The following is a 23,544-nucleotide window of genomic DNA, read 5'->3' as shown; positions in this document are numbered from 1 at the left end:
CTGCATGCGGTGTCTGTCGACCGGGGCGACGTTTACCGGCATCTCGTCCGGTAGGTGCGCCTGCGCCCGGACGCGGCCGTGGAGGATGCGCCCCGGTTCGGTGGTGACCCGGCCGCGACCGCAGGATGACCTGCTGCACGCGGCAAGGGATCTTTGGCCGAACAGCGGCATGGAATCCGCAGAGGAGCCCCGCAGCCAACCCCTTCATGGGACACCTGAGTTGTCGGTCGTGGCTGGTCCATGCCTGGTGGTAGGCGGAGTGCGGGCCCCCGCGCGGGGCGGGGGGCCGGTCATTTTGAAGGCGCGTTCTTGTTGTAGTTGAGTGCTTCCTGGATCCAGGAGCGGAAGGCTCTCTCGGATGCGAGGGCAGAGGCATCAACAACGACCCATCCTCGACTCATCGGTTTGCCCCGCATCTCGGGCCAGTGGGCGCCTTGCCGTGCCAGCAGTTCTGTAGCTCGGTCCGGGGCGCAGCGGACCATCAACTGGCCGTGAGCATTGGCAGTGGCTGCCAGCTTCCCATTGATCATGAAGGAGAGGCCGCCGAACATTTTCACCTCCCGGGAGTCAGCACTGCCGGACAGCGCCTGCCGGATGCGGTCGGCCAGATTCGGGTCGTATGCCATGGTCGGACTGCTCCTACCGGTGTCTGGGGAGGGGGCATCGGGGTCACTGGGCGGAGCCGTTTCGTTCACCGTACAGACCCCTACCGCGGTCCGCTTTGCAGGCAGACTCGACCAGGCCGGCACTGTGACCGAGGCCGCGCAGCAACTGCCGGGCGACCTCGGCCGTCGGCCCGCTCCACATGCCGCGCAGTTGGACGAGCTGCTCCTCGGCACTGTCGATGAGGCTGCCGATCAATGCCCGCTGCTCGGGCGGCACCACAGTCCGCCACATCGTCCCCGCACCGGGCGCCCTCTTCTCCTTGCCCAGCACTCGCAGCTGTCCGGCCACGGATACAGGCTGATACTTCTGACGCACCCACCACGGATCGCTGTCGTATACGGGCGGGCCACCGACTCCGCGGCGCTGTGCCGCTCGCGGAGGTTGCCCGGCTCGCGGGGACTGAGGCGCGTTGCGGCGGGAGGCCGGCGGCGTCTACTCAGCTGCGGTGTTCCCGCGGGCAGTCGGGCTTGCGGGCCCGCGTCGGCAGAAGGGTCGGATCGGGCGCCGGTGGCAGGGGTTCACCGATGCAGTCGCTGCGTCCAGGTTCGGGTGCCGTCGGCTTCACTTGGGATGGCTGCCCGGTCCGTTGCACGTTGCCGATGGCCCGGTGCCGGCCCTGTGACCTCGGTGGGGGTTGTGGGCGGAAAGAAGGGCAGGTCTCGGTCCTAACGGCCGCCGGTCGTCGGCGTGGCCGTTGGGTGCCACTCGCGGCGGAGGAGGCCGAAGACCCAGGAGTCGGAGACGTCGCCGTTGACGACGCAGTCCTCGCGTAGGGTGCCTTCGCGTACGAAGCCGAGCTTCTCCAGGACCCGGGCGGACGTCACGTTGCGGGTGTCGGTCTCGGCCTGGACGCGGTTCAGCTCCAGGGAGTCAAACGCCCACCGCAGGACGGCATGGGCGGTCTCCGTGGCGTAGCCGTGGCCCCAGGCGGCGGCGTCGAAAACGTAGCCCAGGGACGCACTGCGGAAGTCCGGGTTCCAGCTGGTCAGGCCGCACTAACCGATGAACGCGCCGTCGGAGATGCGGTCGACGGCCAGCCGCGCTCCCGTGCCTTCCTCTTCGATCGTCCGGCAGGTCGCGATGAAGCGCTGGGCGCGGGCCGGTTCGGTCCACGGCGGGGAGTCCCAGTACCGCAGCACGTTGGCGCTGCTGTGCAGCGCGTAGAGCGGCGCCGCGTCGGTGTCGGTGAACGCCCTCAGGCGCAGGCGGGCGGTGTGAAGCTCGGGGGTGGGCAATGCCATGCGGAGCATCCTGCCGGGCACGCTCGCCCCCGACCATCCGTTTATCCGGACAGTCGGGGGCGCGTACGTCCCCGGTGACGCGGGACGCGCCGCATGGGCCGTGAGTCCGCAGTACCGTCCCGGCATGACGAGCAAACGGCGGCCGTAGTGGCGCACCCTCGGGACGCCGACCAGTCTCGTCCCGTACCGGACCCGGACGGATGAAGTACGCCGTCCACTTCACCGGCCAGGCCGGCATCGCCGACGGCACTCTCGCTGGTCCTGTGCCCCCGTCCGATCCGGACATCGCGCAGGCGGCCCCAACTTAACCTTCAACGCCTGGGCCATTGATCAGCTGCTGAATGGAGTCGAGGTGACTCAGACTGCATGGGACCCTCTCGGCATGTACCTGGTAGCTGGCCGAGCCACGCCCACCTCGCGGTCGGTACTGGTGAAGGACCTCGGGACTGACGACGGATATGCCTTCGAGTTGACGAGCCCGCTCTTCCTGGCCGTTGGTGATCGAATCGCTTTCGAAGGTGACGGGCTTGTCGTCGTGCGGGCCAGTGGAGAGCGACTGTCACCGGCCGGCGACTGGTCCACTCGTTGCGGGCCCGGGTCTCTGCGCCGCCGGTAGAAGCTGCTGCTCGAACGGTGCGTCGTACTTGCTCATTCGGTTCGGTATCCGCCGTCTGCGTCGACTCGACGATCGTGCGGGCCCACCAGCACGCAGCTTGCCCGGCTCTTGGCCGTCACCTCGGCCCGCACCCTGTTCCTGGCTGCCGACGGCATCGAGGCCGCCCGCGCCCTCTGGCCGGGGCCGCCGGCGCGCACGGTCGTGGCGTCTGCGGTCAGACGGGTGAGGTCCCGGCGGTGTCGGCGGGCAGGCCGAGGCGTGAGCTGAGGCGGAAACGCATCTCGCCTGCGGCGACGCGGACCTCTTCGGAGCGCGCCTCCTCCTCGAGGGCGCCGAGCAGCATCGTGACCGCTCTGGCTTCGTCGCCGGTCAGCAGCCTCAGGCGGGTCTCGGTCACGGCGTCCAGGAGTACGCCGAGGAAATCTTCGTCGTCCATATCCACGCCGGGACAATGCCGTGCCGCGGCCACGGTTACCACCGCGGCCCCGCGCAGAACAGCCGTCGCATCAACGGCCGGCACCGAGGTGCGCGCCCGGTCGCACAGCTCGCGCTCGTCAGGCAGCCACTGGTATCTGCCGCCGCTGGCCGAAACCCGGTCTGGTCGTTGTAGTGACGCGTAGGGTCATGGGGGGTGGGGCACGGAGGTAGTCATGGACGCAGGCGAAGAGCGCGGCCGTGAGGGCCCGGATCTGCTCGACACCTATCTGGCAGGGTTACGGGACCGGATCGGTGCGAGAGGGTTCGAGGCAGTGGTCCGGGCTGCCGATGCCACGTGCGTCCTGCTGGCGGAGGGGCATTCTGCCCTCTTGGCAGGCCCCGACGGCCAGGACGGCAGGCAGGACGCGGGCTTCGATGCGGACCTGCAGCGCGAGTATCTGACTTTGCTGGCGGTCCTGATCACCGGCCGTACCGATCACCGGGTGGTCCGCCTGCCGGGCCTGGACGGCCTGCCCGGCTGGGCGGTCGTGGAGGCCGATGTCGCCGAGGATCCGGCTGCCCTGGATGCCCTGTGTCAGCAGATCGAGGCCCGGGCCCGGGCCGGCGCGCAGACCGCGATCGCACTGGAAAACCTCTGGGACGCATGAGACCACCGATCCGATAACCGGTTTCGAGGCACGCCGCCGCGGCGAAACCCGAACTGCTCAGGCGCCGAGAGAGCAGCCAACCTCCGTGTGTGTCGAAGCCCGCCGCCGACGGCCCGGCACCTCCCTGCAGTGGTCTGTGTGTCAGTGCCCGTCCAGTGACGCCGAAGGGCGAGGTAGGCGGCGGAGCTGTCGGTGAGCAGCCGGTCCAGGTCCTGCATGCTCTCCGGGCCTGGGGATTGCTGCCGTGTGCTGGGCCTCGCGGACAGGTCCCGGCGGTGGGTGTCCGGCCACCGCCGGGAGTCCGCGGGGTGCGGGGAGGGGAGACCCGCGACACGACGACAACGTGCGCGGCCCCGACATGGTCACGACCTTGGCCGGCCGGGGACAGCCCGACCGGGGACGTTGATGGAGCAGCAGGTGGACGTACTGCCTGACGAGGACGGCGTGCGCGTCATCGCGTGCACGGGCGAGTTCGATCAGGACACCCTCGGCCCCCTGAAGGCGGCCTGCACGGCGGCCACGGACGACCCCGGCGTACGACGGATCGTCCTGGACGTCACCCAGGTCGCTTTTGCCGACTCCTCGATGCTGCGCCTGCGGGCTACCGACCGCCTGGTCCTGGCCGGCCCCCTGCCCGCCCAGCTCGCCAGGCTCCTGGACGTCACCTCGGCCCGCACCCTGTTCCTGACGGCCGAGGGCATCGAGGCCGCCCGCGTCCTCTAGCCAGGGTCAAACGCCGGCCGAGGCCACGGCCATCGCCCATCGCGCGGCCAGGGGCGACGGGCGCGGGACCAGCCGCCGGGGCCCGCTCGTCAGTGCCCGTCCGTACCGTCGAAAGCTGAGGGCTGGACGTGCGACCGACCGTCCGGACGGGAGGACCTGCTTGAGGGCCACCGGCCACCCCGGTTGCTGATGGTGAGTGAGGGGCCCGGATCACACCGCACGTTTCTTGGTTGCCGGGCCAGCAGGGGGCGGCCCAGTCGGGCCCGGGCCCCGGCGAGGTGGTGGGTAGCGGTGCGCTGGGCCGACCGAAGGTCGTCCGGGCCGAGGACGCGGCCGAGAATCTCACTGTCGCAGCGCACCCGGCGCCGCGCTCGGCGAGTCCGGCGGACAGACGATCACCCGCAGAGCGGGGATCGCCCCTCCACCCTGCCGCCGACCTGCCCCCCGTCCCTCGGTCAGCGCTATTCGTGTGGGGTGTGGTCTAACGCTCGGTAAGTCGGCCGGGCCGCAACCGGCCGGGCTCGCACGCCGTCAGCCCCTACCGGGCCCACTCGATGTCGAGGTTGGGCGAGTGCGGCGCGCTGCGCTTGGTCGGGAGGGGCCACACCGAGGGCTTGGCCGTCAGACGGCTCCGCTGAGCCGGCTGGGACCGCGCCGTCCCTCCCTGCCCTGAGACGGTGAATGTTGTCGGCCCGCAGCCCCGCACTGTCCAGGGTGATGTCGAACAGCACTTTCTCCCCCTGGCGCAGACGGTTATCGCTTCCATGGACCGCTGAGGCTTCTGCCTGAACGTCAGGCCCAGCGCCTTGCTGACTGATGAGACCGACCCCCCGGTCACAGTCGAACCACTTCACCACACCGCTCGGCAACACACATCACCCCTCCGCTTGGCTTGGAGTCGGAAGCCGACACTGTCCGCCCCATCTCGGCCAGTCGGGAGGGCGTGTGCAGGGGCGTGAAGCAGTGGGATCCAGCGCGGTTGCAGCCGGCAGGCGCCGTACTAGCTTGATGGAGAAGGCCGGCCTGTCGTTCCTCCGCAACTTCACCGGTGACTGGCCGCAGGCGATCGAAGGATCCGAGCAAGGCGAAGTCGAATACGAACTCACCCGGCCGAGTGGAAATCACGTTCGTAGGAGTCAGCCGCTCAGCTGCAGGTCCGCGGGCGCCGATCCGACGGCACTTTGCCCTCAAGTGATCCACCACGACAATTGATCGAGGAAACCTTCCGGCGCAGAGAGGTTTCGCTGATGTGGGGGCGACCGGCAGGCGGGTTTTGGATTCGCCGACCTACGTCTCCCATGAGGGGCAGTGGCTCCAGAAAAGGCGGCAGGTTCCCGGAGGCGTCCCCGGCCCTCGTATCGAAACGGATGCCCAGCTCGCGGACCGCACCGCGAACCGGACCTCCCCATCCGTGAGCACCACATGCTCGACCTGCACCCCGACATCCGACAGCAGAACGTCCGCGACCGGCATCCCACCCGTCACACCCAATTGATGCCCAACAGCCCCCAAATTGGTGACAGAACCCGGAAAGTGATCCACAAGCACTTTTCAGCCGACGCTGACACGACCAGCACGCCTTGGGACGGGCTGTATCCCGGCCTGCGGCGGCTGGGACGGGCGCCGTATGGGTGGTGTCACCCGTTCGCCTGCCGTATGGAGCCGGGGTCGGCCCGCACGCGTGTTGTGCTGCCTTGACGGCCCGTCGGCCGCAGGCGGGAGCGGCCGGGCACCGGGGCCGCTCTGCCGGACAGCGAAGGAGGACTGATGTCTCGTTTCCAGGACAGCCAGCGAACCGGAAGCACCATCGTGGCACTGCTCTGCGCGGTGCTCCTGAGTCAGGCCGCACTGACCGGCTCCGGCGCGCATGCGGCCGCGCGCACCATGAAGCCCCCTGTCGACTGGGATGCGATCGCCCGATGCGAGTCGGGCGGCAACTGGCGGGCCAACACGGGCAATGGACACTACGGCGGTCTGCAGTTCACCCAGTCGAGCTGGAGGACGGCGGGGGGCCGCCGGTACGCCGCCCGAGCCGACCTGGCCACGAAGTCGGAGCAGATCGCGACGGCCAGGAGGCTGGCCGCGGTGCAGGGCATGGGGGCGTGGAGCTGCGCCCGTCGGTAGCAGCCGGGCGGCGGTCCCGTCAGCGATGTCCTTCACCCAGGCATCGGACGTCATCCTGGCGTCGCGGTTACAGCTGACCGGGGCGCAGACCGCGAGCGAACTGCACGACATGCTCGCCACTGCCACCCGCAGCATCAGCTGGGACCCCCGAACCCTCGGCCCGGACATCGCCCTGGACGTCATGCTTGGCAGGCGCCAGTACCTGGCCCTGCACGATGACCACCTCAGGGGGCTGACCAGGCTCCTGCTCGACGCAGCCGAAACCATCGGCGCGCCCGGCATCGCACGCGCGGGACGTCCGGTCTCCGTTCGACCGCATCGCACTGGAGAAGCTGGTGGAGGCCGGGCTGGAGCTGCCGGCGTTCACCACCCTGGAAGCGTTGACCTCGTCTCTGCGCGGCGAGGTGAACGCCGCGATCCGCGTTGGTACCCACGACCGGCTCAGCGAGGCCCATAGGGCCCGGTTGTTGGGGCTGCTGGACGTGCTGGGGCTGGACGGCAAGACACCGTTCAACCGGCTCAAGCAGACCGCCCAGCGGGCGACCTGGTCACATGTCAAGAACCTCGCCACACACCTGGAATGGGTGGACGGTCTGGGTGATTCCGCCCTGTGGCTTCAGGGTGTGGCCTCGGGCAAGGTCACCGACTTCGCCGGGGAGGCGGCCGCTGCGGACGCGGGCGTACTGCGCGATTACACCCCCGTGAAGCGGGCCGCGCTGATCGCGTGCCTGGTCCATGAGGCACGGATGCGGGCGAGGGACGACCTCGCCACGATGTTCACCAAGCGCATCGCCACGAAGGTGAAGAAGGCCAAAGAGGAACTGGAGGAAATCCGCAAGAACCAGCAGGCCAGGGTGGAGGCTCTGGTCGGGAACTACCGCACGCTGCTCCAGCAGGTCGACGACGGCGGGCCCGCGCAGAGCGCCCATGCCGAGGCCGCGGCCATGACGGGCGCGGCGCTGGGAGCTGTCGCGGACCTCGATCAGGAGGCGGACGCGGCCGAGGCCGCCCGCCGCCTGGACGGGAAGGTCTCGCCCGCTCTGCTGGCTCTGGCGAAGGCCCTGCGGGTGCAGGCCGGCGGCCTCGGCGCGGTGACGGCCGCGGTGGACGGCTTCGGCGGGTTCGCCCAGCAGTACGAACAGATCGAGAAGGTCTCCGCGCACCACGGCGCCAACTGGGAGGTGCTGCTGTACGGGCAGATCGGCCGGGACCGGGCGGTGATATTCGACCTCACCGGGCTGCTGGAGCTCAAGGCCACCAGCGAGGACGGGCGGGTACTGGACGCACTCGCGCACGCCAAGCGGTACAAGACCTCCCGCGAGACGATCCCGGAGATCGGCGAGGACGGCCGGAGGGTCGACGTCCCCTTCGCCACGCAGAACTGGCAGAAGGCCATCCGGGACAGGAACCGCCCCGGATCGTTCGTCCGCAAGCACTTCGAGGCGATGGGTTTCTGCTATCTCGCCGAGGAGCTGCGGACTGGCGACGTCGCGGTGATCGGCTCGGAGGAGTACGCCGACTGGAGCGAGCAGTTGCTGCCTTGGCCCACGGTGGAGGCCAAGCTGCCCGCCTACCTGGTCGAGTTCGACCTGCGCGAGGGCGGCGACGACGGCCGTTTCGACGCGGCCGCGTTCAAAGCCCAGTTGCAGGACAAGCTCACTGCGGCCGCCGCGGCGGCGGACGCTGGCTACCCGGACAAGGAGGACCTGTCCATCGATGCGGCCAGCGGCGTCCCGACGCTGAAGAAGCGTCGGGCGGACGACCAGCGGCCGAGCGCGAAGCGGCTGGAGCAGGAGATCAAGGCGAGGATGCCGGAACGCTCCCTGATCGGGATTCTGGCCCGGACCGCGTACTGGATCGAGTGGTGGCGCCGCTTCGGCCCGGAATCGGGCAACGACCCGAAGCTGAAGGACCCGTTCGGCCGGTACGTCATCACTACCTTCGTGAACGGCACGAACATGGGCCCCTACGAGGCGGCCCGGCACACCCCCGGGGTGAGTGACCACGAGCTGTCGATGGCGGCGAGGCGGCACTTCAACATCGCCAAGCTGAACGAGGCGATCACCGACGTCGTCAACGCGCACGCTCGCCTGGACATGGCCCGCGCGTGGGGAGACGGGACGACCGTGGACGCGGACGGCACCCACATGGACACCTACTCAACAACCTGCTCTCCGAGACCTCGGTCCGGCTGGGGAAGTCCGGCGGCATCGCCTACCGCCACATCGCCGAAGGCCGACACCTACATCGCGCTGTTCACGCACTTCATCCCGTACGGGGTGGGGGAGGCCGTCTACATCATCGAGGGCCTGCTGAAGAACGCCTCCGAGGTCAAGCCGACCACGATCCACGCGGATACGCAGGGCCAGAGCATCCCGGTGTTCAGCCTCGCGCATCTGTTCCGCGAGGTCGGGCGGGTGATCCGCACCGTCCAGCTGCTGACGTATCTATCGGACGCGTCGATGCGCCGGCGGGTGACGGCAGCGACGAACAAGGTCGAGGCGTACAACGGGTTCTCCGAGTGGCTGCATTTCGGCAACCGCGGGGTGATCGCTGATAACGACCCCATCGAGCAGGAGAAGGCGATGCAGTTCAACTCCCTGCCACAACACCCCTGGACATCGCCGACATCGTCCGCGAGCTCCAAGCCGAGGGGTGGAGGATCGAGCCGGTGGACCAAGCGGAGATCTCCCCGTACCTGACGGAGCACATCATGCGGTTCGGCGAGTACTTCACCCACGAGCTCGGCATCGCGCCGGACGCGTATGAGGCTCACCTCGACGTCGACTTCACCCGGCTCGACGTCGAGGATGTGGCCGAGGCGGCCTGAAGCGGGTGCCCTCGGCCGTTCGCCAGGATCCCGCCCAGCCCTTCCACTGCGGCCCGCATGCTGTCCAACCCGCTGCTCTGCACCAGTAACCCCTAGGCCAGTTGGTCTCAGCGAAGAAATGACTGCGCGGGTCAGAGCCGAGCGAGGCCTCATCCTGGTGGTGTCGCACAATGAGCGGATGACGTATACCGAGGATGCGGCCACCGCACACGCCTGGGCGGCCCTGGGGGGCCGGAGCCAACTGGTTCAGAGCGTGTCCTTCGAGAGGGCGGGCGCTGTACTGCCGTCGCGTCTGCCGGTGAGGGAACTGGCGCGGGCCAGCGTCGGAGTGTCCTCGCTGGCGGCAGCGGAACTGCTGGCGCTGCGCAACCGCGTGCCGGTGCCCACCGTGCGGGTGAACGAGGCGGCGGTGGCCACCGCGTTCGTCAGTGAACGCCATTTGCGAATCGACGGCCGGGCCCCGACGTCCTTCGCTCCGCTGTCCGGGTTCTGGCCGGCGGCCGACGGCTGGGTTCGCACCCACGCCAACTACCCGCACCACCGAGCCCGGCTGCTCAGCTCCCTGGGTATCGCGGACACGGGAGGGGACCAGGCGCTGGTGGATGTGCTCTCGAAGGAGTTGGTATCGCGTCCGGCCGGGGAGGTCCAGGAGACCGTCTACGCGGCAGGCGGCCTGGCCGTGGCCGTGGTTTCCGCACCCGCTGCGGCCGGGCACGCCCTGGTCGAGACGCGGCACGTGGGTCAGAGCAGCCCTCGGCTGCTGGTGCCCGCATCCGTACCGGCCCAAGACGTGCGGGTCCTGGACCTGACCCGCGTCATCGCCGGCCCCGTTGCCACACGCACACTGGCGCTGCTGGGCGCCGACGTGCTGCGCGTGGACGCCCCCCAGCTCCCCGAGGACGCAGATGCTCACGCCGACACCGGCGTGGGCAAACGCTCCACGTTGCTGGACCTCAGCAGCCCCGGTGACCGGCACGTCTTCGAGGACCTTCTCAGCCAGGCAGATGTCGTGGTGACCGGCTACCGCCCCGGTGCCCTGGACCGGCACGGACTGACCCCTGATGTGCTCCTGGACCGGTACCCCGGCCTCATCGTGGCCCAATTGTGCGCCTGGGACTGGTCCGGCCCTTGGGCCGAGCGTCGCGGCTTCGACAGCCTGGTCCAAGCCGGTACCGGTATCGCCGCGATCGAGGCCACGGCCGACGGCCGCCCCGGTGTACTGCCCGCACAGGCGCTGGACCACGGAACTGGATACCTGCTCGCCGCCGCTGTCCTCCGTGCACTGAGCGACCGCCAGGCCACCGGCGGTGGACGTCATCTTCGCCTCTCCCTGGCAGGCACAGCGTCCTGGCTGCTGCACGACATCCGCCCCACCTCCGCACAGGGCGAAGCCGACACCTACGATTCCGGAGCCTGGCTCACCGAGACCGAATCGCCCTACGGACTGCTGCGTCATGCCCTGCCCCCGGTCCACTACAACGGCGTACCCGTGAACTGGGACCATGCACCGACCCAGTGGGGCACCGATCTGCCGAACTGGGCCTGAAACCGCGACGGCCCTTGGGTCTGCGTCTGCAAATAACCATCGTTTATTGACGATCATGAACCCGGCCCGCGCGAACCCCGGATCGCCTTCAAAAGCTCCTTCAAAAACCCCAGTGCCTCAACAACCTCGGATCACCGTTTCTTGAGAAGATCCGGGGGTGGACGTGACCCGGGAACCCAAACTCCTTCTCGCCGAATCCGCCGTACGGACCGACATCAAGATCGGTTATGCCCGGGTCTCCACCGGCGGACAGAAACTCGACCGCCAGCTCGACGCGCTCAATGCGGCTGGTTGCCGCCGCGTCTTCGCGGACAAGAAGTCCGGCGGCCGAGTCATGCTGACCTGCGTGGACTGGATCGGGTGAGACTGGGTTCCTGGGTCGATTGCCCAGCTCAGACCCAGTGCCAGGCTCTGTCGACGGCCGGCGCATGATGGCCGTCATGGAGAGCGCCGTCGAGAAGATCAAGGTCTGGTTCCGGTTCGTCCCTCGCGAGGGCTGGTTCCCGCAGGACACCGAGGGCCTGTGGGCGCGGAAGATCGGTGTCGATACGGCCAGTGTGCAGAACGTCCCCTTCCTCCAGGACGGGGTGGCCGAGGGCGACGTTGTGCGGTTCCAGACCGACTCCGACGGGATCCACTGGGCTGTGGGCCGTGTCAGTGCCTCCGGCAACTGCACGATTCGCGTAGTGCCCGTCCCTGCCGGCCCCGTGGGACGCAGCCCTCAGGCAGTGCATCAGCATCTTTCCGTGTTCGAGCTCGGAGGTGAGGTCTTCAGCGAGGAGTTCCCCATGGTGGCCCTCACCGCACCGGCCGACGCGGACTTCACCGGGATCAAGGCGCTCTTGGTCCAAGGGGAAGAGGAAGGTTGGTGGCACTACGAAGTCGGCTGCGGCACCGACGAGTGGTGGAGCGCCTGACCCCTGGCGGGGTCAGGCGGCATCCACATACGACAACTCGACGTACGGCCTCGGCAGACCCGCCACGGCCGGTTCAGCCACCCAGCACCCCCAGCGCGAGCAACCACGCGAATGGGTTCGCTGAGTAAAAGCCTCGATTGGATGAGAGCGGTCACCCGCCTGGTCACACCCGGGGCGGATACGCACCTTTTCCCGCGACAACGAACTTGGACCGATTGCCATCGAAGTTGGATCACCGCACGGTTGGTCGTGCGCGTCTCCTAACCTGGCTGAGTGATCACAGATGATGCTTCTGAGGGCCTGGTCGTCCGTGTGGGGAACCCCGGGGGGCAAGCAGTGCACCTGCTGTTCTGCGAACCCACCCGGCCGTACGGAGATGAGTCGACCCTCGACTTCATCGTGCGGGCCCGTGGAGCCTGGGTGAGCATCGAAACGTCGGTGCGCACCTGGGACGGCGACGGCCTTGACTCCTTCCTCTTCCGCCTGGTTGAAGACTTCCGCGGCTGGGAGGGAGCGAGAACCTGGCACTCCCTCGAATACGACCTGACTCTTTCGGCAGAGCACCGATCCGGTGGCCATGTACATCTGACGTGGGGTATCCACGACCGGGCGCCCGCCGAGGTGTGGCACTTCGAGACCACGACGGTGCACGCGGCAGGCGAGGACATGCAGCACCTCGCCGTCCAGATCCGTGCGCTTCTCACCACCGAGGCCGATTAGCCCAACGATCGGGCTGCCGCGAGGGCAGTCCAAGTTCGTTGGCAAACGGTCCAGGCGCAATGTCGGAGGCCACACCTGCCTGTCCCGTCAGCCTGTGAGGCCTGTGAGGCTCACAGGCCACTTCCCCAGGTGGACGAGGCGAGCTGTGAGTTGTGAGGTGCCTCGCCAAAGACGTTCCGCCGCCTGCTGTCCTCTGACAGGCGATTTTGTCCGTTTGCCAAGTGATCTTGACCAAGTCCGGGCTTCTGCCACTTGATCTTGAACTACGCCCTGCCGCTCCCTGGCCCGCCCGGGGTCTGCGGCGGAGGAATCTCGGCTGCGGTGGTGGGCGTGGTGGGACTAGCGTGGCGGTTTTGCGGAGCGCGGGAGGGATTTGCGGTGCTGGTCATGCCTGGGCGGCGGACGTCGACGATGGAACTGCTGGCTGTCGAGGCGGCGGGCCGAGGGATGCCGGTCAGGGCCGCGGAAGGGTCCGGCCTGGCAGGCCCCGCGTACTGGTACGGCGGGCCGGTCGCGGGCGCGCGGCTGGCAGGTCGGCTCGGCTTCGCGTTGCTGGAGCCGGCGGACGGCTGGCTCGCCGAGCTGCCGGAGGAGTTCACCGGCCGCCGGGTCAGGGCGGGGACCATCGCGGACGCATGGGCGCTCGACCAGCCGACGTTCGTCAAGCCGCCGCGTGACAAGTCGTTCCCTGCCGATGTCTACAGCGACGGCTCCCGATTGTCCTCCGCCCTGGACCCGACGACACCCGTGCTGCTGTCCGACGTGGTGACCTTCGCGGCCGAGTACCGGCTGTTCCTACTGGACGGCCGCATCGCTGCGGCGAGCCGGTACGCGGTGTTCGGCCGACTCGATCCCCGCCCGCTCGGTACGGACCGTGCGGACCGGGCCACCGCGGCGGAGATCTCGGAGTTCGCCGACCGGCTGGCCGCCGCAGCCGGGCACACGCTGCCGAGTGCCGTCGTCGTGGACATCGGGAAACTGCTCGACCCGTACCGCCCGGGCCACCGCTGGGCCGTGGTGGAGGCCAACATGGCGTGGTTCTCGCACGCCTACGCCGCCGATCCGGCGCGGGTGCTTGACGTGGTCCTGCGGGCGGCGGGCCCGCGCGAGCACATGCGACCGCAAGATCTGGCGTTCCTACGGCACTGATCCGTACCACGCGAACTGGGCTCCCCAGCGGTCGGCCCGTCCCGGTCGCACTCCAGGAACTGACCCCCTCCAGCTCGGTCAAGATCACTTGTCAATCAGTCAAGATCGCGTGTCAGAGGACAGTGATTAGGGGTGGCTAGGGGCTTGCCGGGTGGTCCGGCTGGTCGGGTGTCAGCCAGTGACGCTGCTCGTCATCCCGGGCCCGGATGGGGTCGGGCGGGATGAAGCCGTGCGGGAACGCGACGGGCCATCCGTCGGTGATCAGCGCCACGAACACAGGCAGGCCCAGCGAGCGGTCGGACTCGATGAGGCGGCCGATCTGCTCCCCGCCCGCGAACACCTTCGCGGCGGGCACCACCAGGCTCTCGAAGTCGCGTTCGGGGTCGGTCGCCACGGTCACCTTCAGGGCGGGCGATCCGGCGGTGTCCGGTCCGTACAGCGAGGTCAGCTCCTGCTCATCCAGGACGCGGCCGGCCCCGGGCGACTTCTGTGCGGTCATGACTCCATAGAGCGGCGGTCCGCCTACTTTGTGCTGTGGGCGAGCCTGGCCTGCCCACAGCAGGGCAAGCCCATGGTCCATGGCTCTATGGACGACAAGTGACTCCAGCCGGAAGGTGGGTTCTGACTTCACTTGGTGTGGGTGGAGTTCGTGTTGAAGGGTTTTGGCTCCAGCCGCCGATCATCGACATCAGCAGCCCATGGGTTTCGGCGTCGGTGGCCACGACGAATCCGTCGCCTGCCTGCCCGATCGGGGCGCCGTCAATCCCGGCGACTACACAGCCAGCGGCCTGGCACAGAGCGGTGCCAGTGACGAAATGCCCGCTCGCGGAGAGGTCGCCGCCATCGGTGACGTATGCGGCGCGCTTGCCAGCTGCGACCCAGGCCAACGCCAGCGTCGTGGACACGACTCGTGGCCATCGGTATCCACCGCCAGGACGGCGACACCAGCATTGCCGCCGCCCTCCGCCACACCGGCCGCGTCTACCACAGGCCCCTATCCGCCCTGGGGCCTGGGGCTCACCTGACGAACCCGGACAGAACGCGATCACGCAACGCCCTTGACAGTGCGCCCTATGCGCAGGGGATCACTGGCTTACGGAGGCGTCCGGGGCACGGTGCCCGTTGGCACGTCGCGCAGCAGGGCGCGGGCGAATGCCCAGCTGATCTCCTGGCCCACCATGATTTCGGCGAAGAGCCATTGGCCGCCGGTGTTCGCCTCGAAGAAGACGTACCGGCCGTCTTCGGTGAGCGCCAGATCGCAGGCCGCGAACCGCAGGCCGAGATCGGCCACCAGAGCCACGAGCGACGACTCCACCTCTGCGGGCAGCTCATGGGCCGCGTACCGCCGGGCGGGGTCGGCACGCCAGTCGATCGGGCCGTCGGGGCCCGTCGGTTCGATACTCACGGCGAAGACCTCGCCGTCGAGCACGTTCGCCCGGATGTCGGCGGCCTTGCGGATCTCCTCTTGGAAGATGACCGGAGCGTACGAAACGCTGGCGAGGTGCTGCAGGGCGTCGGTTGACACCCGGCGGGTCGTGATGAGTCGCCAATTCGCCGCGGTGAACGGCTTGTAGATGATGTCTGGGCCGACCGCATCGATAAAGTCGTGCACGTCCTCGGGATCGTTCGTGGCCAATGACCGGGGAATGCTCAGGCCGGCGCGGGCCGCACACTGCAACTGCAGGAGCTTGTGCCCGGCGGCGTTGTCCGCCGCGATGGGGTTGACCACTCTCTCGCCGAGACAGTGCAGCCAGCCCTCAAAGGCCGCACGTGCCTCGACGGTGACGAACCGGCGTACTCGTTCCTCCCTCACCTCGGGCGACGGGAGAAAGCGTTGAGGTCGGCGCCACCAGACACCGGACAGCTCCGCGTCCTCGACGCACCGGCCGTCGCGGCTCAGCAGGAACCGCGCCGCCTCCCCGTTCGCGGTGTGCAGACTGAGGCGCCACGCGCTAGGAAACAGGGCCGAGTCGACAACGAGCGCTGCCGCGCCGAGGGCCTCGAGCCGCTTGGCGACGACGCAGGCGTGCGCGTCGTCGGCCGGTGCGACGATCACCACTTGGGGCTGGCGGGCATCCGAAGTGGTCACGCGAGAATCGGACCCGTCGAGTCGCAGTAGTCGCCGGTCGTCTCCTGGCCAGTGTCATCCGCACGGTAGGGCGTGCCGCTGTAGGTCTGCGATGTGACGCCTGTATCACAGACCGTGTCTCCTACGACGCCGAGGCCGCCCAGGCCGCCGAGGCCCAGACTGCGGAAGAACGCGCGTTCCCTGTCGACCATCGGCTGCTCACCATGACCGGGGGACACTACCTGTGACTCACAAACCAGGACGAAGGGCCGGCCGACGACCCGCTCCCTCTGCAGCACGTACGGCTCGACCGTGCCGCTTACCTCACCCTTGGTCATGTCGACGAACGCGAGGAGACCGGTGTCCGTCAGTCGCACTCCATCGCCGCGTGGGACCATCCGGAAGAACACCTGCAATTCGGCATACGTGGTGCCCCGCAGCGCAACCACTTCGGCAAGCTGCTCGCCCGCAGCCAGCCGGGTCAGTAACGCTTCCTGGATGCCCTTGTGTGAGACAGCCACCGCCTTGGCCACCACGAGTGGGTCACTGGAGGTGACGGCAAGATCGCGCAGGCTCTGTACCTCCGCAACTAGCTGTTCGCGTACACTCTGCGGGATCTCGTCGGCTGCCATGCGCCTCTCCCAACACGCGTCGCTCACGTTGCATGGAGCAAGCGGACACATTCACCTTAGTCCCGCAGCGAAACAGCCGCATCACAGCCGCTGTCAACGCCTGGCCACAGCGGCGGCCGCAGACGGTGGGCCATAGCGCTAGCCCGGCGAGCAGGGAGCGACTGCCCTTCCCAAGGGCCCGCAGAGCCAGCCAGTCCCCCTCCGGGTACGCGGCCGGGAGGACGTCGATGTCCTCGGCTCGGCACAACGGCACTTCGATCGTGCTGCCCCTGCGTGCTGGGGAACTTCACCGTGGCCCGGCACTTTTGTGGACCGGACACTCCAAGCGTCAAAGGAACGCATCCGTATGACCCCGACCTCATTACGTCGTGACGCCCATCCCGCCCCCGAGGCGCTCGACGTCACCCCCGCGGTGGGCCGCGGTGACGCCTGGATCGTCATTGCGTTCGTTCTCTCCGCCGCCGCTCTCGCGGCCAAGGGAATGCCGATGACCGATGTACTGGCTCCACTCGCCGGAGCCGGCATCACCGCCGTCATCACCATCCGCTTGAAATCCGGCCCCGTCCTGGGCCGTCGGGGCCAAGCCGTCCGCGCCGCCCTCACCACCACACCCCACCGATAGCGGCCCGGCGATGGGACGCCCCGAGAAGAGGATCCCCGCCCCCGACACCGCTTTGGGACGTCTCGCGCAAAGTCTGCGCACCACCCGCGCGAACGCAGGCCTGACCTACAGCGCACTCGCCGCGAAAGCCGGGTACAGCCGGGCCACCCTCCAGCGGGCGGGATCCGGCCAACAGGTACCGCCTCCCGAGGTCGTCCGCGCCTACGCCACCGCCTGCGGCGTCAACCCCGGTCTCGTCATGGGCCTGTGGTACCAGGCCCAGAAGGAGAAGGCCCGGCGTCGCGGCGGCGCCCGGTCGTCGGATGCCCCACGGGCGAACATGGCCTGCGACGAAGCCGACCTCGGCGCCGTTCTGGCCGGACCCCATGAACGCGCGGGCGCCCCCTCGCTCACGGTGATGCAGCGCCGCACCGAGCCGGCCCCGGGCATCACCCCCATGTCCCGCTCCACCCTGCACCGCATCGTCCGACGCCGGATCATTCCCCAGTCCCGCGAAAGGATGGAGGCCTTCCTCGTGGCCTGCGATCTGGCTCCCCATAAACGCGCGGTCTGGATGGACGCCTGGAAGCGGGTCCGCGCGACCAGCGAGAGCGAACGCGATCGCCGCAGACGCATCGCTCAGGCCCGGAACAAGGAACTCGAAGCCACGCTGGAGGGACCCCGCGGCGACGACATGGCGCGACGGCTCATCCGCAAGGCCGGCCTCGCCCCAACCGAGAAGTTCCCCGGACCTCGCCCGCCCTGGGGCGCCCGCTGCACCAAGTGTGGGAAATGGGGACGGTTTCGCCTCAGTCAAATCGTCGACGGCGAGGCCGGCTGCGTGGTGTGCCGGGCCTCCCACCTCGGCAGCCCCACCCCACCCGCACCCCGGCTTCCCGACCTCACCAGCATGGCCGGCGCGTTCGACCTACGCATCCCACGCTGCCTCACCTCGCCCCCGCGCCCACGTGCCGACACCCCGGCGCAGCCCTGAAATGAGCGTTTCGTCCCAGCAGGGGGGTTTGGTACTCGGGCGCAGACGCTTGGTTCGGGTGGACCTGCGTGTGAAGATCGTGCCGCGTACGCACCGAGGAAGCAGTTGCGCGCATGGCCGCCCGAGCGGCCACTGAGGGGGATGGAAATGTTCGCAGGGAAAACGGCGCGGCTGGTAGTCAGCAACGAGGACGAGGTGCCGCTGGACCTAATGTTGGAGCCCTGGGGTGACGTCCATCGGATCTTGCCGAAGCACACGTGCGTCGTTGTCACTCATTCCTCTGTTGGAGATGGATCTTGGCCCGGGACGTCACTTGGGGACGAGCCGTTCCAGGTTGACCATCGGCGTGATTCGGTCACGGTGTGGGCCAACGGCCACTGCTTCCACCTCTATGACGGGAGAGGCAACGAAATCGACCCGTACATCTACGGGGAATGCCCTGCCCAAAATCCGGCCGCCTGAAGGAGTGGATGGGCGGCATGTGGTGATCATCGGTATGTGCTGCGGCGCAGCCTCGTGATCGAAGGATTCGTCACATGCTGCGAGGCCTGGCAGAAATCGGCCATGTTGCCCCGGCCCGCAGCCGGACAGGCGGGCCAGTAGCGTGGCGGCGCCGGCGGGCGGTAAGCGCCCTGGGGATCTTCGGCTTGTTTGCGGCGCGGAGGCGCAGGTGTGGAGCCGCGTGGACTTCGCAGGCGCCCACCGCTTCTCCTGCGGGCGAGCGGCCCGGCACAGAAGCGTTCTGGGTCGTGGCGGGTGCTGTGGTTGGGGTCGGCAGCGGGGTCAGCGGCATGGAGTCCTCGGCGGGCCGAGACCGGTCGGGTGGGCGGATGCCGCCGAAGCCGGCACCGTGCCCGTGCTGACAGCAGACGGGCGGGGCCCAGGGACGTAGCTGCCGTGTTGAGGGCACGTGACGGGTTCCGCCGTCGGCGTGTCGAAGTGTCGGAGAGTTGGCCGGTGCGAAGGCCCGGTTGGACTCGCTTCCCGTCGGGAGCCCGCCGATCCCGCGTCCCGCAGGCCGGCAGGAACTGCTGGAGGCATGCGTGCTCCGAGCCCTGTTGGAGTACCCGACCACGTACGCCACCCGGCCGCTGTGGATTGCCACACACCCCGCCGGTGAGCGCGCAGCCGGCACGGACGGTGGGGGCTTCGATGGCTTCGGCGATCAGGACGTCGTTCCGGTCGGTGCAGCCGTTCTCGTCGTCGTCCTTCCAGTGCGGGTACAGCTCCCGCTTGTAGCCCTCGCGAATCTCATCGGCGACCGACAGCGCGGTGATCCCGTCCATGAGCGTGACCTCGTCGGCCTGGGCGGGCGAGGCCGGGGCGAACACGGCGAAGGCGAGAGCGCCGGCCAGCAGCCCCCTGCGCAAATTCTTGATCACGAACCAGGTGATACCGGCTCACCCCCCCCGGATCGACCCGGGTTGGTACGGCTCACCCCGTCGGGCGAGCCGGTTCACCGCAGACACCTCACGAAGCTAGGCGTCAAGTTGACGTTGCGCAGCAGGTTGGGCTGTCCCGAAATGGGGGTGTGGACATGGCAAGATACGAGGCATGACCATCCGAAAGGCTCATGCCTCGTAAGGCCCCTGGGCGACTCCGACACGAGTCGTCTCATCGCAGCCGACAGCCCCGCTCCCGGAGAACGGCTGTGGCCTTGCGGGACTCCCCGGCCTTTGCACCTGAATCTGCAGGCGGGCAGGCGAACCGTGACGTGCTGACCCCGGCCGAGCTGTATGAGGCTTGGGAGCCCCTGGCCTCTTTGCTCTACGGGCACTCGCCTGGCGGCCGAAAATCGTTGATGTACGTCAAGTGCACTCGGCTGTTGCGGGCGAGTCAGTTCAGCCTCTGGGCACGTCTACGAGAGCTGCTCGCCGAGCGCGGGGTGACCATCTCCACCGCTGTCCTCGTCTATCTCTTCCCTGACGACCCGGAGGCGGAGTCCGGTGTCGTTCTGTCGGACGGGGGTTGCGTCTACGAGTTCGACCTCGTCTACGGCCGGACGAGGGGAGGGAACGACCGCGACGCCGTGATCGAGCACTGGCAGGACATCACCAGCCGCTGGTGGACCCACCCTCTCCGTTCCGAGATCGCAGACGCGTTCGTTTGGCGCTCCTCGGCCCGGCGTACGTACCTCGGCCTTGCCGAGGAGACAGCGCAGGCCATCTGATACACCATCTCACGCTGCCTTCGGTGCCTGCTCCACGGTGGTTGAGAAGGCCGCCTCTTCGTCGAAGTGTTCGCGCTGCTGAGTGGCTTTCCCGGTCAGGGCGTTGGGGGTTTCGGTGCACGGGCCCGATAGGTGAGATTCGGCGGTGGTTCCGAAACCCCCGGTGGACACGGGCCGGGGTGGACCGTGCGGGCTCGGCCGGCCTCTCCCAGGGGCGGCGGAGATCCGCCGCGGCTTCGCGGGGTGAGCCGGAGCTGGGTGTGGGCGGCGATCAGGAACCACGTCCAGCGGTCTCCGACATCGGGGGTGCGGAGCTTCGGGCGGGTCCAGCCCAGGGTCTGCTTCATCAGCCGGAAGGTGTGTTCCAGGTCGAAGCGCCGCAGGCATGCCTGCCGGCGCACGTCGACGTCCTCGCCGCTCAGGCCGGTGGCCGACGACCACAGCCAGAGCGGCAGCGGGTCTCCGCCGCCGGGAAGGCGGTCGACCTGGAGGCGGATCAACGTGCCTTCGATGACCGGGAGCTCGCCGGTGTGGTTGATTAGCGCGGAGCGAGTGGTCAGACGGGGGTGGATGCGGTCGGTTGTCGCGTGCCTGCGGACCGACTTGGCCGCACCCCGGCCGCTGCCTGCGGACTCCGAACCTCCCCTACTCCTCCGTCGTGCCGCCGGGGCCATCGACGCCCGCCGAAAAACAGGTCAGGGCGCTGCCCGGCGCAGGGACAGGGCGAAGGCGCAGCTGGTGACGGTGAGGACGATGATCGGTGGCGGTGGCAGGAAGAGGGCGGATATCGCCAGGCCAACGAGTGAGGTGGCGAGGAGTGTCCACCCGAAGGCGGTGCGTCGTTCGATCAAGGTCGGGGAGTGCTGGGCGGCGAACAGAGCGAGGAGGGCGCAGGAGATGACGAACAGGGCCATGGCGGCACTCATGCCGTGGACGACATCGAGGGTGGTGCGTTCCAGGCCTAGCAGCGTCATGGTCGTTGCCCGCATCGCTGCCGATGAGGCTTCTTGCTGAGGGGTCGGGTTGCCCCAGGCCGCTGCAGCGGCAAGGGCGAGGTGGCCCGTACCCAGGGTCAAGAGGCCGCCGACTCCCACCCTGAAGGGGCGCCGTGGTTCGGGCTTTTGTCTGAGGGCTGAGGGGGCGGTCGCGCTCATTGCGGCTCCTTGGGGACGAGTCGGATCATCCTCTACGCATGTAGAGGATGACTGAGCTGCACTCTACATCTGTAGAGGGGGCCGGTGTGGGTGATGGCATCAGCCCCGTGTGGCGCCGCTGGTGGAGCCGTCCCGTACGTTCCTTCCGACGCTGAGCCGAGACTTCTGCCGTTGGTGCACCGGCCGGGTCCCGGCGCTCCCTGCCGGTTCCGGAGTCACCGATGAGGCAGAGGCGCAGAAGGTCGCGCGTGGTGCGCGGGTTCAGAGAGCTGCTGCCGACGGGCATCACCGGGACCCTCGTCATGGACATGGCTACCGGCCCCGCCCGGTGCCCCGCCTGAGGCGTGGGTGGGGGAGCAGGGCGGGCCCCGGGACGGGGGGCGTCCCAGGGCCAAGGCGTCGTGGTCACCGCAGGGGGGAGCGGGCGTGCGCTGACGCGACGATATGGATAAACGATTCATCAGAGCGTCGGTCACGGCCCGACAGGCATCGGAACGGGCCGGAGTTGGCGTAGGAGCGGTTTTGGCGGGTACCTGCGATCGGGTACGACGCAGGCGCTATTCGTGGGAGGTACTCATGGGCAAGCTGGGAGACATGGCCGACAAGGCTAAGGAGATGGCCAAGGGCCATCCGGACCAGGCTGACAAGGGGGTCGCGGAAGCCGAGCGGCTGGTCGATGAACGTACGGGTGACAAGTACGACGCCCAGACCGACAAGGCCGCCGACGCCGCCCGCAGTTCCTATGGCACCGATACGCCGGAGCGCTGACCTCACCCTCGGCACCCGTGGCCCCCGGCACTTTCCTGCCGGGGTCACGTCGTACCCGTGCCGTGGCCGACGAGCCGTGGCTCCGCTGCGAAGGTCAGGTCGCCAGCCCATGCTGACGCCGGGCCGCGCAACCCAGTCATGCGAGCTGGCACCGGGTACCCCCGAGCAGGCCCAGGGGTGGGACGGGGGTCTGCCAGACGATGCGGCCTTGATCTCCACGCTGTCGACCAGAGGGTGTTTGGCCCTGATCTGCGTGGTCTCGACGGCGGCTACCGCCAGCACCTCGTGAACACGCTGCCACCCTGGACATCGACATGCACATCATGCGCCGCGACCCCACCACCAGAGGATCCACCGTCCTACCCCGCCGGTGAACCGTCGAACGAACCCTGGGCCGGCTCATGAATCCCCGCCGCCTGGCCCGCGACTACGAAGCCCACGCACACCGCTCCGAAGCCATGATCGCCCTCGCGATGATCAACCTCATGACCCGCACACTCACCTCCGAATCCACCCCCACATGGCGCGGTCTAAGAAGTCATCTCATTTGGCGTTCGCGGGTAGGCTGTTGGTCATGGTGGGGATCATTGAGCGGCTGGTGCCGGACGAGTTGTGGGTGCTGTTCCAGCGGGTGGTGCCGGAGGCGCCGTCGCGGCCTCAGGGCGGTGGGCGGCGCCGGCACGGTGACCGTGAAGTACTGGCCGCGATCGTGTTCGTGGCCACGTCGGGTTGTACCTGGCAGCAGCTGCCCACGGCGTCGTTCGGCCCCTCGGGGGCGACAGCCCATCGACGGTTCTCCGAGTGGAGCAAAGCCCGGGTCTGGGCCAAGCTCCACCGCCTGGTCCTCGACGAACTCGGCGCCCGCAGCGAGCTCGACTGGTCCCGCTGCGCGATCGACTCGGTGAACATGAGGGCCTTGCAAAGGGGGATCTGAGAGGGCCGAATCCTGTCGATCGGGACGAGTTCGGCTCGAAGATCCACTTGATCACCGAGCGGACCGGTCTGCCCCTGTCCGTCGCAATCTCCGGCGTCAACCTGCACGACAGCCAGGCCCTCGAGCCCCTCGTCCGCGGCATACCGCCCATCCGATCCCGCCGCGGACGCCGACGACGCAAGCCCGGCAAGCTCCACGCGGACAACGGCTACGACTACGCCCACCTGCGACGATGGTTACGCGGACGTGGCATCAAGCACCGCATCGCCCGCAGAGGCATCGAGACCTCACAACGGCTCGGCCGCCACAGATGGGTCGTCGAAAGGACCATGTCCTGGCTCGCCGGCTGCCGCCGACTCCACCGCCGCTACGACCGCAAAGCCGAGCACTTCCTCGCTTTCACCAGCCTCGCCCGCACCCTCATCTGCTACCGCCGACTTGCCAAATGAGATGACGCCTTAGCCCGGACGTGGGCGCAGTCGCGGACGGCGCGGGAGAGGTCGAGGAGGCCGGCGTAGTCCAAGCGGTGCAGGATCTCCTCGTGGAGCCGGCCCCACAGGGCATGACCTCAGCCTCCGGGGAAAGGAGACTCACGTTGCCCACCCC

General features: G+C 68.5%; 23 protein-coding genes and 5 pseudogenes. 17 read left to right on the top strand and 11 right to left on the bottom strand.

Features of this window, described 5'->3' with window-relative positions; genetic code table 11:
* Positions 1–290: 290 nt before the first annotated feature.
* The 4 genes and pseudogenes from ACZ4XJ_RS33930 to ACZ4XJ_RS33915 form a co-directional block, all read right to left on the bottom strand.
* Positions 291–626 carry a TfoX/Sxy family protein gene (locus ACZ4XJ_RS33930; RefSeq protein WP_468498424.1) on the bottom strand — a complete coding sequence of 112 codons (336 nt, stop codon included), beginning with the start codon at positions 624–626 and terminating at the stop codon, positions 291–293.
* Between the two features lie 43 nt (positions 627–669).
* Complete coding sequence (locus tag ACZ4XJ_RS33925; RefSeq protein WP_468498423.1) at positions 670–954, bottom strand: hypothetical protein; 285 nt, start codon at positions 952–954, stop codon at positions 670–672.
* Positions 955–1,331: 377 nt separating this feature from the next.
* A pseudogene (locus tag ACZ4XJ_RS33920) lies at positions 1,332–1,907 on the bottom strand (GNAT family N-acetyltransferase).
* Between the two features lie 830 nt (positions 1,908–2,737).
* Positions 2,738–2,965 carry a hypothetical protein gene (locus ACZ4XJ_RS33915; protein ID WP_468498422.1) on the bottom strand — a complete coding sequence of 76 codons (228 nt, stop codon included), beginning with the start codon at positions 2,963–2,965 and terminating at the stop codon, positions 2,738–2,740.
* A 208-nt stretch (positions 2,966–3,173) separates the two neighbouring features.
* On the opposite strand from ACZ4XJ_RS33915, the gene ACZ4XJ_RS33910 reads away from it, so the two are divergent.
* Both ACZ4XJ_RS33910 and ACZ4XJ_RS33905 read left to right on the top strand, forming a co-directional pair.
* Complete coding sequence (locus ACZ4XJ_RS33910) at positions 3,174–3,608, top strand: hypothetical protein (protein ID WP_362877911.1); 435 nt, start codon at positions 3,174–3,176, stop codon at positions 3,606–3,608.
* 417 nt (positions 3,609–4,025) lie between these two features.
* Positions 4,026–4,331, top strand: coding sequence for an STAS domain-containing protein (locus ACZ4XJ_RS33905; RefSeq protein WP_468498421.1), 306 nt, complete (start codon positions 4,026–4,028; stop codon positions 4,329–4,331).
* A 461-nt stretch (positions 4,332–4,792) separates the two neighbouring features.
* Here the strand turns inward: ACZ4XJ_RS33905 and ACZ4XJ_RS33900 are convergent, their stop codons facing one another.
* On the bottom strand, positions 4,793–5,185 hold the full coding sequence (locus ACZ4XJ_RS33900; protein ID WP_362877960.1) for a cold shock domain-containing protein: 393 nt from the start codon (positions 5,183–5,185) through the stop codon (positions 4,793–4,795).
* Positions 5,186–5,306: 121 nt separating this feature from the next.
* Here ACZ4XJ_RS33900 and ACZ4XJ_RS33895 point away from each other — a divergent pair.
* The 9 genes and pseudogenes from ACZ4XJ_RS33895 to ACZ4XJ_RS33855 form a co-directional block, all read left to right on the top strand.
* Positions 5,307–5,543 (top strand): annotated as a pseudogene (locus ACZ4XJ_RS33895) (hypothetical protein); the annotation flags it as partial.
* Between the two features lie 555 nt (positions 5,544–6,098).
* The gene (locus ACZ4XJ_RS33890) at positions 6,099–6,455 is read left to right on the top strand and encodes a transglycosylase family protein (RefSeq protein ID WP_468498420.1); all 357 of its coding nucleotides are present in this window, start codon (positions 6,099–6,101) and stop codon (positions 6,453–6,455) included.
* Positions 6,456–6,790: 335 nt separating this feature from the next.
* Positions 6,791–9,157 carry a Tn3 family transposase gene (locus ACZ4XJ_RS33885; protein WP_468498419.1) on the top strand — a complete coding sequence of 789 codons (2,367 nt, stop codon included), beginning with the start codon at positions 6,791–6,793 and terminating at the stop codon, positions 9,155–9,157.
* Positions 9,127–9,285 (top strand): hypothetical protein, encoded by a 159-nt coding sequence (locus ACZ4XJ_RS33880; RefSeq protein ID WP_468498418.1) that lies wholly within the window; start codon positions 9,127–9,129, stop codon positions 9,283–9,285. The genes ACZ4XJ_RS33885 and ACZ4XJ_RS33880 overlap by 31 nt, the downstream gene beginning before the upstream one ends.
* A gap of 328 nt (positions 9,286–9,613) precedes the next feature.
* Positions 9,614–10,831 carry a CoA transferase gene (locus ACZ4XJ_RS33875; RefSeq protein ID WP_468498458.1) on the top strand — a complete coding sequence of 406 codons (1,218 nt, stop codon included), beginning with the start codon at positions 9,614–9,616 and terminating at the stop codon, positions 10,829–10,831.
* Between the two features lie 157 nt (positions 10,832–10,988).
* The gene (locus ACZ4XJ_RS33870; protein WP_468498417.1) at positions 10,989–11,195 is read left to right on the top strand and encodes a recombinase family protein; all 207 of its coding nucleotides are present in this window, start codon (positions 10,989–10,991) and stop codon (positions 11,193–11,195) included.
* Between the two features lie 76 nt (positions 11,196–11,271).
* Positions 11,272–11,748 carry a DUF4265 domain-containing protein gene (locus tag ACZ4XJ_RS33865; RefSeq protein ID WP_468498416.1) on the top strand — a complete coding sequence of 159 codons (477 nt, stop codon included), beginning with the start codon at positions 11,272–11,274 and terminating at the stop codon, positions 11,746–11,748.
* 273 nt (positions 11,749–12,021) lie between these two features.
* Positions 12,022–12,468 carry a DUF6228 family protein gene (locus tag ACZ4XJ_RS33860; RefSeq protein ID WP_468498415.1) on the top strand — a complete coding sequence of 149 codons (447 nt, stop codon included), beginning with the start codon at positions 12,022–12,024 and terminating at the stop codon, positions 12,466–12,468.
* A 411-nt stretch (positions 12,469–12,879) separates the two neighbouring features.
* Complete coding sequence (locus ACZ4XJ_RS33855) at positions 12,880–13,617, top strand: ATP-grasp domain-containing protein (protein ID WP_468498457.1); 738 nt, start codon at positions 12,880–12,882, stop codon at positions 13,615–13,617.
* A gap of 136 nt (positions 13,618–13,753) precedes the next feature.
* Here the strand turns inward: ACZ4XJ_RS33855 and ACZ4XJ_RS33850 are convergent, their stop codons facing one another.
* The 4 genes and pseudogenes from ACZ4XJ_RS33850 to ACZ4XJ_RS33835 form a co-directional block, all read right to left on the bottom strand.
* Positions 13,754–14,116, bottom strand: a complete 363-nt coding sequence (locus ACZ4XJ_RS33850; RefSeq protein ID WP_468498414.1) for a hypothetical protein — start codon at positions 14,114–14,116, stop codon at positions 13,754–13,756.
* A gap of 178 nt (positions 14,117–14,294) precedes the next feature.
* Positions 14,295–14,531 (bottom strand): annotated as a pseudogene (locus ACZ4XJ_RS33845) (inositol monophosphatase family protein); the annotation flags it as partial.
* Between the two features lie 179 nt (positions 14,532–14,710).
* Positions 14,711–15,706, bottom strand: a complete 996-nt coding sequence (locus tag ACZ4XJ_RS33840; protein ID WP_468498413.1) for an MvdC/MvdD family ATP grasp protein — start codon at positions 15,704–15,706, stop codon at positions 14,711–14,713.
* On the bottom strand, positions 15,703–16,317 hold the full coding sequence (locus tag ACZ4XJ_RS33835) for a hypothetical protein (protein WP_468498412.1): 615 nt from the start codon (positions 16,315–16,317) through the stop codon (positions 15,703–15,705). The genes ACZ4XJ_RS33840 and ACZ4XJ_RS33835 overlap by 4 nt, the downstream gene beginning before the upstream one ends.
* 346 nt (positions 16,318–16,663) lie before the next feature.
* Here ACZ4XJ_RS33835 and ACZ4XJ_RS33830 point away from each other — a divergent pair, with 346 nt between their 5' ends.
* The 3 genes from ACZ4XJ_RS33830 (at position 16,664) to ACZ4XJ_RS33820 (ending at position 20,082) form a co-directional block, all read left to right on the top strand.
* Positions 16,664–16,939: a hypothetical protein gene (locus ACZ4XJ_RS33830; RefSeq protein WP_468498411.1), complete on the top strand. Its 276-nt coding sequence runs from the start codon at positions 16,664–16,666 to the stop codon at positions 16,937–16,939.
* A 10-nt stretch (positions 16,940–16,949) separates the two neighbouring features.
* Positions 16,950–17,912 (top strand): helix-turn-helix domain-containing protein, encoded by a 963-nt coding sequence (locus ACZ4XJ_RS33825; RefSeq protein ID WP_468498410.1) that lies wholly within the window; start codon positions 16,950–16,952, stop codon positions 17,910–17,912.
* 1,825 nt (positions 17,913–19,737) lie between these two features.
* Entirely contained in the window at positions 19,738–20,082 is a 345-nt protein-coding gene (locus tag ACZ4XJ_RS33820) for a hypothetical protein (protein ID WP_468498409.1), read from the top strand.
* A gap of 98 nt (positions 20,083–20,180) precedes the next feature.
* Here ACZ4XJ_RS33820 and ACZ4XJ_RS33815 read toward each other — a convergent pair.
* Together ACZ4XJ_RS33815 and ACZ4XJ_RS33810 are read right to left on the bottom strand one after the other, a co-directional pair.
* Positions 20,181–20,660, bottom strand: a pseudogene (locus ACZ4XJ_RS33815) (NF041680 family putative transposase); the annotation flags it as partial.
* A gap of 117 nt (positions 20,661–20,777) precedes the next feature.
* Positions 20,778–21,236, bottom strand: coding sequence for an LIC_13387 family protein (locus ACZ4XJ_RS33810; RefSeq protein WP_468498408.1), 459 nt, complete (start codon positions 21,234–21,236; stop codon positions 20,778–20,780).
* 576 nt (positions 21,237–21,812) lie between these two features.
* Here ACZ4XJ_RS33810 and ACZ4XJ_RS33805 point away from each other — a divergent pair.
* From ACZ4XJ_RS33805 to ACZ4XJ_RS33795, 3 genes and pseudogenes are all read left to right on the top strand, one after another.
* Positions 21,813–22,004, top strand: a complete 192-nt coding sequence (locus ACZ4XJ_RS33805; RefSeq protein ID WP_362875996.1) for an antitoxin — start codon at positions 21,813–21,815, stop codon at positions 22,002–22,004.
* 258 nt (positions 22,005–22,262) lie between these two features.
* Positions 22,263–22,534 (top strand): annotated as a pseudogene (locus ACZ4XJ_RS33800) (IS5 family transposase); the annotation flags it as partial.
* A gap of 44 nt (positions 22,535–22,578) precedes the next feature.
* Positions 22,579–23,387, top strand: a protein-coding gene (locus ACZ4XJ_RS33795) for an IS5 family transposase (protein WP_468498407.1) whose coding sequence is annotated in 2 segments (ribosomal slippage) — positions 22,579–22,927 and positions 22,927–23,387 — 810 coding nt in all. Because the reading frame shifts where the segments join, the coding sequence is not laid out codon by codon here.
* Positions 23,388–23,544: the final 157 nt, after the last annotated feature.

The organism is Streptomyces sp. NPDC029836 (genome assembly GCF_055574495.1).
The sequence above is the reverse complement of the archived record's forward strand: the minus strand, read 5'-3'. Positions and strand labels throughout refer to the sequence as shown.

Coding starts and splice junctions, on each gene's coding strand:
- ACZ4XJ_RS33930 (WP_468498424.1), bottom strand. CDS start 626: ATGGCATACGACCCGAATCTGGCCGACCGCATCCGGCAGGCGCTGTCC.
- ACZ4XJ_RS33910 (WP_362877911.1), top strand. CDS start 3,174: ATGGACGCAGGCGAAGAGCGCGGCCGTGAGGGCCCGGATCTGCTCGAC.
- ACZ4XJ_RS33890 (WP_468498420.1), top strand. CDS start 6,099: ATGTCTCGTTTCCAGGACAGCCAGCGAACCGGAAGCACCATCGTGGCA.
- ACZ4XJ_RS33865 (WP_468498416.1), top strand. CDS start 11,272: ATGGAGAGCGCCGTCGAGAAGATCAAGGTCTGGTTCCGGTTCGTCCCT.
- ACZ4XJ_RS33855 (WP_468498457.1), top strand. CDS start 12,880: ATGGAACTGCTGGCTGTCGAGGCGGCGGGCCGAGGGATGCCGGTCAGG.
- ACZ4XJ_RS33850 (WP_468498414.1), bottom strand. CDS start 14,116: ATGACCGCACAGAAGTCGCCCGGGGCCGGCCGCGTCCTGGATGAGCAG.
- ACZ4XJ_RS33835 (WP_468498412.1), bottom strand. CDS start 16,317: ATGGCAGCCGACGAGATCCCGCAGAGTGTACGCGAACAGCTAGTTGCG.
- ACZ4XJ_RS33830 (WP_468498411.1), top strand. CDS start 16,664: ATGACCCCGACCTCATTACGTCGTGACGCCCATCCCGCCCCCGAGGCG.
- ACZ4XJ_RS33825 (WP_468498410.1), top strand. CDS start 16,950: ATGGGACGCCCCGAGAAGAGGATCCCCGCCCCCGACACCGCTTTGGGA.
- ACZ4XJ_RS33810 (WP_468498408.1), bottom strand. CDS start 21,236: ATGAGCGCGACCGCCCCCTCAGCCCTCAGACAAAAGCCCGAACCACGG.
- ACZ4XJ_RS33805 (WP_362875996.1), top strand. CDS start 21,813: ATGGGCAAGCTGGGAGACATGGCCGACAAGGCTAAGGAGATGGCCAAG.